This is a genomic window from Oceanispirochaeta sp. (genome assembly GCF_027859075.1).
In the GTDB taxonomy this organism is placed as follows: domain Bacteria; phylum Spirochaetota; class Spirochaetia; order DSM-2461; family DSM-2461; genus Oceanispirochaeta.
On sequence record NZ_JAQIBL010000315.1, the window covers coordinates 1 to 6,295 of the forward strand.

Below are 6,295 nucleotides of genomic sequence, written 5' to 3' on the forward strand. Positions count from 1 at the left end.
TGTTTATTTTTCTCTGAACTGGAGTCCTCTCGGTGTTTATGTATTCAGCTTTTTCAATAAGGATGGATTCATCATTTATCCTCTCATTGTTTTGTTGTTTTTTGCATTCAGAAAAAAATCATATAATGGCATTCCCTTGAGGGAACTGACTGCCTGGTTCTGTGGCTACTATTTTATGTTTGCATTGAGTGAATCCATTGTGATGCGTGGGGCAATGATTCCTTATGATGCCATACTCAATCCTTTATTGAGGCTTTTTCAACTGCTCCTTTTTTCAGTCCTTTTAGTGCGTTATTTGCACGAAACCAGACCGAATTTCAAATTATTTTACATTTTAACCTATTTTTTACTGCCCTGGATTTTGAATTTTTTACCAACTCTCAATTTACTGAACTATTCTTTTCTGTTTTATATCCTGTTTCTGTTGACCGGGGCTGCATCACTTTCTCTCTACTTGATGGAATCACGTGGAAACATCAGTTGAGAAGACCGGAACGGGAGTGAAATTACGCTTTTTTCTTCTTTTCACCCTTCTTTTTCTCTTTCTTTCTTGTCATCCTCAGCGTGTTCTTGTTCTATCAGATCCCATATTTGACCAGTTCGCTTCCCATGAGATTTCATTATATCCTCTTAGGAAAAGGCTTTTTTTTCTTATAAAGGGATTTATTCCTGAATTTATAGAGTATGCTTCAACAGAGAGTTACAAAGAACTAGTCCAGGAAAAACTGAACAGCCACCGTTACCAAGCCCTGGTAACCTCTTACATCAGCTACTATGGATTAGATCTTCCACAAGGAATGAGGGCTGTTTTAATTGGGGGATCCCGTGACATCAGGTATCCTGGCTTTTCACAGATCCTAAGTTCTGATCTGGATTCATTAACCGAGGTTGGTTCTTATCTATATGATCAATGGATAGAGCAGGGTAAATTACCCCTGATTCTATTTTGGGAAGACCCTGGAATCTATGCGGAGAGGCGAGAAACCCTGCTCTCTACCTGGAGTCAGGATGACAGGCATATCCTGACAGAGAACTGGATGGTCCTCAGTTCATCCAGTGGAGACAGAGAAAGCCGGCTTGATGAGTTTTTCAGGCGATTTGATTTTGATACACAGGCAGTACTCGTTCTTGCTGCTTGTCCCCCGGCGTTTCCTGAATTGCTGAATACTCTGCCCAGGCATGAGAATATTAGCTTGATCCTGACTATTCCGGATAATCCAGTACTCCCTTCGGGGACTGCCGGGATTATAACACCGGATTACAAAAATCTACTGAAAGGGAGTGTTCAGTCATTGATATATGATTCTCCGGGAGATATTAGAGAAATTGAAAATATCTTTATCAGGAAGTAAATGCTTATTTTATGGTGAATAATTTTATTTTACATGGGGAATAAAAACCAAAAAATGGTTTGACACGAAATCCCCTGAGAAATATAATTCAATTGTAATAAAAATAAATTTTTCTTTTATAATTAATAAGGAGTTTAGAATGAGACGTAGCTGCCTGTTGATTTCAGGCTTAATGGTGCTGTTGACTCTTAGTACAGGTTTCCTGTTCGCTGATGAGAAAACTCTCAAGCTGGAATCTATTGTTGTTGAAAGTTTTGATGGTCCAGGTGTTTCTACGTATGCTGACGGGTCTGCTATTAATTGGCAGGTGAAGGGAAGTAAATTCTCAACAGAAGGTTTTCCCCGGATGGCCTACGTCGCAAACGAATGGCCTGATGACCTTTTTGGACCAGATCCTGAAAATGCTGACGAGCTGCAGGTTGTTGGTGTGAATAGCAGATTTAATAGAATGGGGTATAACCAGATTGAACTGATTCCCGGTGTGGGAGAGGGAGATAATTGGGTTTCAAAACCACTGGACTTGCCGGGAAGAATTAAAACTGTTGACCTTTGGGTCTGGGGTTCCAATTTCAAATATAGCATTGAAATGCATTTCATTGATTTTCAAGGTTTAGCCTACAGATTGGATCTGATCCAGTCTGATTCTAAAAGAAATGCTGGAAGCATTAACTTTGTCGGTTGGAAGAATATGTATCTGGATATACCCAGTTACATCAGACAGTCTGTTGTTTACAAGCCGGAACACAAAGGTTTGAGAATGACTAAAATTGTGGTGTACACACATCCTACAGAAAAAGTAGACAATTTTTATGTCTACCTTGATAATATCAAGGTTCTGACAGACAAACATGAAAGTTTCTACGATGGTTTCGGATTGACTGCACCTGATAAGATTGCAGAAATCTGGGGAGGAGAATAATCAATGAAGAAAACTATTTTATTAACCATGATATTGACTCTTGCCCTCACAGGCATTGTCTTTGCCCAGAATGCGGGTGACCCAAATCCGGCTGAGATTGGAATCAGTTCTGCCCAGCAGAAGTTGAAAGAGATCTCTATTTCTAAGATGGAAGATGCAGGTTTCTGGTATGGAACTATGCCCGGGGATGAAGGTGTTATGCAGTTGCGGCGTTTTGATGCTTCTCCCATTGATAAAGAACCTATCGAGGGTGAAACAGAATCCGGGATTGATGAACCGGATGTATATGTCGTTGGTGCCAAAGTTTCTTTTTACAGAAGAAGTATGAGTACTTTTTCAATCCGTCCCATAAGACCTCTTCCTGTTGAAGGTATTGCTAAACCCATCTCAATCTGGGTTGCCGGTCGAAATACAAACCATGTTCTTCAGCTTGAAATCTCCGATCACTTCGGAAATAGGGCCTATATCAATATGGGTAAACTGAATTTTGTCGGCTGGAAAAAAGTTACTGTAGCTGTTCCTCCTTCCATTGTTCAGCGTGATTACCATTATTTAAATAACATGGGGATTACAATTGAGGGATTCAATATCCTTTGTGACCTGGATGAAACCTATGGAAACTACTATATCTACCTGGATGACCTGAGAGCGGTTTCAGACCTGTTCGCAGAAGAAAGCCGGGATGAAGATGATCTCATTGATGCCTGGTGATTTAAACTTTTTTTAAGATATATCAGGGCTGATTCATAGGATCAGCCCTTTTTTAGTTTAATTTCAGGAATGATTTCAGATTCATATCCACTCTTTGGATAAGCTCTTCAATTGAAACCTTCTTCTCTTCTGCAATAACCTCATAAGTGTAACCAATCAAACCTGGATGATTCTCCCGGCCTCTTTTAGGGTGTGGTGAAAGATAGGGAGCATCCGTTTCAACAAGGAGTCTGTCCAGAGGCACCAGATTGAGGGATTCTCTAATTTTACCTGCATTTTTAAAGGTAACATTTCCGGCATAAGAAATGTAAAACCCCTTTTCTAATGCTATTTCAGCCAGTTCAAAATCACCAGGGAAGCAATGAAGGACGCCGCGAGTCTTAAAATCCCTCTGTTTTATCCATTTTTTCATGGCATCTTCTGCATTTCTAATATGAAAAATTAAAGCCTTTCCCGACTCTTGAGACAGTTCATAATGAAGATTTAGGAGGGTAAACTGATCTTCTTCATTAGAATACTCTCTGAAAAAATCCAGACCGGTTTCCCCAATGGCCTTGACAAAAGGATGACTGACCTGTCTTTTCAATGTCTCCCTGAATCCATCGGGCCACTCAGAAGAGGGAATATTTGGATGTATTCCTGCTGCAAAGTAAAGATCTTCATAAGAATTCCGCCATCCCAGACGTTCTTCAAAATTGCTGAGACTGACTCCGGCATCCAGGACGATTCCGGCTTCATTGTCTTTAAGAATTTTAAAGACTTCCTTCAGATCCATCCCTTTGCGTTTCATTTCAAGAATATGGAAATGACTGTCAGTCATCATTTTTTGTATGTTGATATCCATTCCACCCCACCGTATATGATCTGCGGTTTATGAACCGCCGTAAAAAAAACCCTGCCGAAGCAGGGATTCAATAATTATCAAATGTTCGGACTAGGCCTTACCGGCAGATCCCAGAACATTTTCATTTTTACCCTTGTACATTTCTTTCAGAGCATCTCTGGCAGGACCAAGATATTTTCTGGGGTCAAACTCTTCGGGTTTATCAGCAAAAACTTTTCTGACAGCGGCGGTCATAACAATACGACCATCTGAGTCAATGTTAATTTTACATACAGCAGATTTTGTCGCTCTTCTCAGCTGCTCTTCGGGTATACCTACAGAATCTTTCATTTTTCCGCCATTGGCATTGATAATTGCAATCTCAGCTGCAGGAACAGAAGATGACCCGTGAAGAACGATGGGGAATCCGGGGATTCTTTTTTCAATTTCTTCAAGGATATCGAAACGCAGGGGAGGGGGAATAAGAACGCCGTCGGCATTTCTGGTACACTGAGCGGGAGTGAACTTATTGGCTCCGTGAGAAGTTCCGATAGAGATAGCCAGTGAATCTACATTGGTTTTCTTTACAAATTCTTCTACTTCTGCAGGTCTGGTGTATGTAGACTTTTCAGCCACTACATCATCTTCAACACCTGCAAGAACTCCGAGTTCTGCCTCAACAGATACATCGAACTTATGAGCATACTCTACTACTTTTTTAGTAAGAGCAACATTCTCTTCGAAAGAGTGATGTGAAGCGTCTATCATTACTGAAGAGAATCCATTGTCAATACAGTCTTTACACAGTTCAAAAGTATCACCATGATCCAGGTGCAGTGCAATAGGAATCTCATAACCGAGTTCCTTCGCATACTCTACAGCACCTTTTGCCATGTTTCTCAGAAGAGTTGCATTGGCATATTTACGGGCACCGGACGATACCTGCAAAATTACGGGTGATTTTGTTTCAACACAAGCCTGAATGATTGCCTGCATCTGCTCCATGTTGGTGAAGTTGTATGCGGGAATTGCGTATCCGCCGGCTACAGCTTTTTTAAACATTTCTCTTGTATTAGATAATCCAAGATCTTTATAACTAGTCATTATTTACTCCTTCGAAAGTAAAGGTCCATTTGTATGGGTAAAATATAGGCATCAGTAAAAATTCTGTCAAGGGAAGAGCCCAATAAATCCTTACTGTTTCAAAAAATGGGCCTTTTGGAATCATATTGAAACGCTGCCTATAATTCTGTTCAAAAATGATTGACCAAGCCTGTTCAGACATGTAATATAGCCATGGTGTTGCCGGTGTGGTGGAATTGGTAGACACCCGAGACTTAAAATCTCGTGGGCGCAAGCCCGTACCGGTTCAAGTCCGGTCACCGGCACAAACTTGAGAAGGCTAATTTGTTGTAATATAACAAATTAGCCTTTTTTGTTTTAGGGTTTGTATGCAAAAGTTTTGACAAACCGCTGTTCGTGTAGAAATTTTCTTATATGAAACAGCCTTACAGATTCTTGGATCGTAAAATAAGTCTTTATGTTATGTTTACTCATACACCCTACAATTGGATGCAATAATTGGGATGATGCCATTCGCTGGGCTGAATCAAATAGAGATGCGGCCGGACAGGTCAGGAAGGAAATTCCCACATTTAAACAGTTCTCTGATGGCTTCTTTGTCCCTGGTAATGAGTTTTGGATGAAGCGTCTCAAACGGAAAAAGAAGACCTATGCATCTGACTATTTCAATGCTCATCTGGGGAGACTTGATAACTATATCCTTGAAGAGTTCGGCGGTCGTCTTATCAGCAGTATTTCTACTGAAGATATTGATAACTGGTTCCTGGACCTGGTTTCAGTCCGGACAAAGAAAGAACTATCTGACAATGCCAAGAATAAGGTGCTCCATGCCTTTAGAATTGTCCTGGAGGAAGAAAGTACCGGGGTTATATAAAAGACAACGTAGCGGCCTCTGTAGAGGAAATCAGTGAGGAGAATCGGGAACGGCAGCACTTTGATGATGTGGAAATGGAGAAACTCTTTCCATCAGATAAGGAAGAGCTTCTACGTATCTGGCAAGGTCTTAAATGGACTGTTTTCTTTTTTATTATGAGAGATACAGGTTTTCGCCCCGGAGAAGTAGCAGGATTGACCAGGAGTGCATATTACAGCTCTGTGGGTGGTATTTATACAACAGGCTCAATTGATACTGTGACGGGGAAATATAAGGATTAAATTAAGACCAGTAAATCTGGGAAGTCATATAAATTGGGTCTCTTCGAGGATCTCACAGTTCAACTACTTGAGGAGTATCTGGAACAGACAGATACAAATATTGATAGTCTGATTTTTCCGGCTACTAATACAGAGGGTATTAAAGTTGAAACCTCTCTGAAACATTTTAAGCTATCTGCAAAAAGGGCAAAGGTTGATCTGAGAGATAGGACCCAGTACAGTCCGGAATATGACAAGATAGTCTTAGGCATA

The 6,295-nt window shown here is 40.6% G+C and carries 8 protein-coding genes and 1 tRNA gene; 7 read left to right on the top strand and 2 right to left on the bottom strand.

Annotated elements, in window-relative coordinates; all coding sequences use genetic code 11:
- The 4 genes from PF479_RS17755 to PF479_RS17770 form a co-directional block, all read left to right on the top strand.
- A partial coding sequence (locus tag PF479_RS17755; protein ID WP_298009465.1) for a hypothetical protein occupies window positions 1-484 on the top strand: 484 nt, incomplete at its 5' end.
- Window positions 485-500: 16 nt separating this feature from the next.
- Window positions 501-1,352, top strand: coding sequence for a hypothetical protein (locus PF479_RS17760; protein ID WP_298009468.1), 852 nt, complete (start codon window positions 501-503; stop codon window positions 1,350-1,352).
- Between the two features lie 139 nt (window positions 1,353-1,491).
- Window positions 1,492-2,271 carry a flagellar filament outer layer protein FlaA gene (locus PF479_RS17765; RefSeq protein WP_298009471.1) on the top strand — a complete coding sequence of 260 codons (780 nt, stop codon included), beginning with the start codon at window positions 1,492-1,494 and terminating at the stop codon, window positions 2,269-2,271.
- 3 nt (window positions 2,272-2,274) lie between these two features.
- Window positions 2,275-2,982 (top strand): flagellar filament outer layer protein FlaA, encoded by a 708-nt coding sequence (locus PF479_RS17770; protein WP_298009473.1) that lies wholly within the window; start codon window positions 2,275-2,277, stop codon window positions 2,980-2,982.
- 52 nt (window positions 2,983-3,034) lie between these two features.
- On the opposite strand, the gene PF479_RS17775 is transcribed toward PF479_RS17770, so the two are convergent.
- Window positions 3,035-3,826, bottom strand: coding sequence for a TatD family hydrolase (locus PF479_RS17775; protein ID WP_298009476.1), 792 nt, complete (start codon window positions 3,824-3,826; stop codon window positions 3,035-3,037).
- A gap of 90 nt (window positions 3,827-3,916) precedes the next feature.
- Complete coding sequence (locus tag PF479_RS17780) at window positions 3,917-4,909, bottom strand: class II fructose-bisphosphate aldolase (RefSeq protein ID WP_298009478.1); 993 nt, start codon at window positions 4,907-4,909, stop codon at window positions 3,917-3,919.
- Between the two features lie 200 nt (window positions 4,910-5,109).
- On the opposite strand from PF479_RS17780, the gene PF479_RS17785 reads away from it, so the two are divergent.
- The 3 genes from PF479_RS17785 to PF479_RS17795 all read left to right on the top strand — a co-directional run bounded on the left by PF479_RS17785 (window position 5,110) and on the right by PF479_RS17795 (window position 6,043).
- A tRNA-Leu gene (locus PF479_RS17785) sits at window positions 5,110-5,193 on the top strand.
- A 314-nt stretch (window positions 5,194-5,507) separates the two neighbouring features.
- Window positions 5,508-5,762: a hypothetical protein gene (locus PF479_RS17790; RefSeq protein ID WP_298009481.1), complete on the top strand. Its 255-nt coding sequence runs from the start codon at window positions 5,508-5,510 to the stop codon at window positions 5,760-5,762.
- Window positions 5,763-5,836: 74 nt separating this feature from the next.
- Window positions 5,837-6,043 (top strand): hypothetical protein, encoded by a 207-nt coding sequence (locus PF479_RS17795; RefSeq protein WP_298009484.1) that lies wholly within the window; start codon window positions 5,837-5,839, stop codon window positions 6,041-6,043.
- Window positions 6,044-6,295: the final 252 nt, after the last annotated feature.

Excerpts from the sequence above, each read along its gene's own strand:
- PF479_RS17795 (WP_298009484.1), top strand. The coding sequence starts at position 5,837 with ATGGAGAAACTCTTTCCATCAGATAAGGAAGAGCTTCTACGTATCTGG.
- PF479_RS17775 (WP_298009476.1), bottom strand. The coding sequence starts at position 3,826 with ATGGATATCAACATACAAAAAATGATGACTGACAGTCATTTCCATATT.
- PF479_RS17780 (WP_298009478.1), bottom strand. The coding sequence starts at position 4,909 with ATGACTAGTTATAAAGATCTTGGATTATCTAATACAAGAGAAATGTTT.
- PF479_RS17770 (WP_298009473.1), top strand. The coding sequence starts at position 2,275 with ATGAAGAAAACTATTTTATTAACCATGATATTGACTCTTGCCCTCACA.
- PF479_RS17790 (WP_298009481.1), top strand. The coding sequence starts at position 5,508 with ATGAAGCGTCTCAAACGGAAAAAGAAGACCTATGCATCTGACTATTTC.
- PF479_RS17765 (WP_298009471.1), top strand. The coding sequence starts at position 1,492 with ATGAGACGTAGCTGCCTGTTGATTTCAGGCTTAATGGTGCTGTTGACT.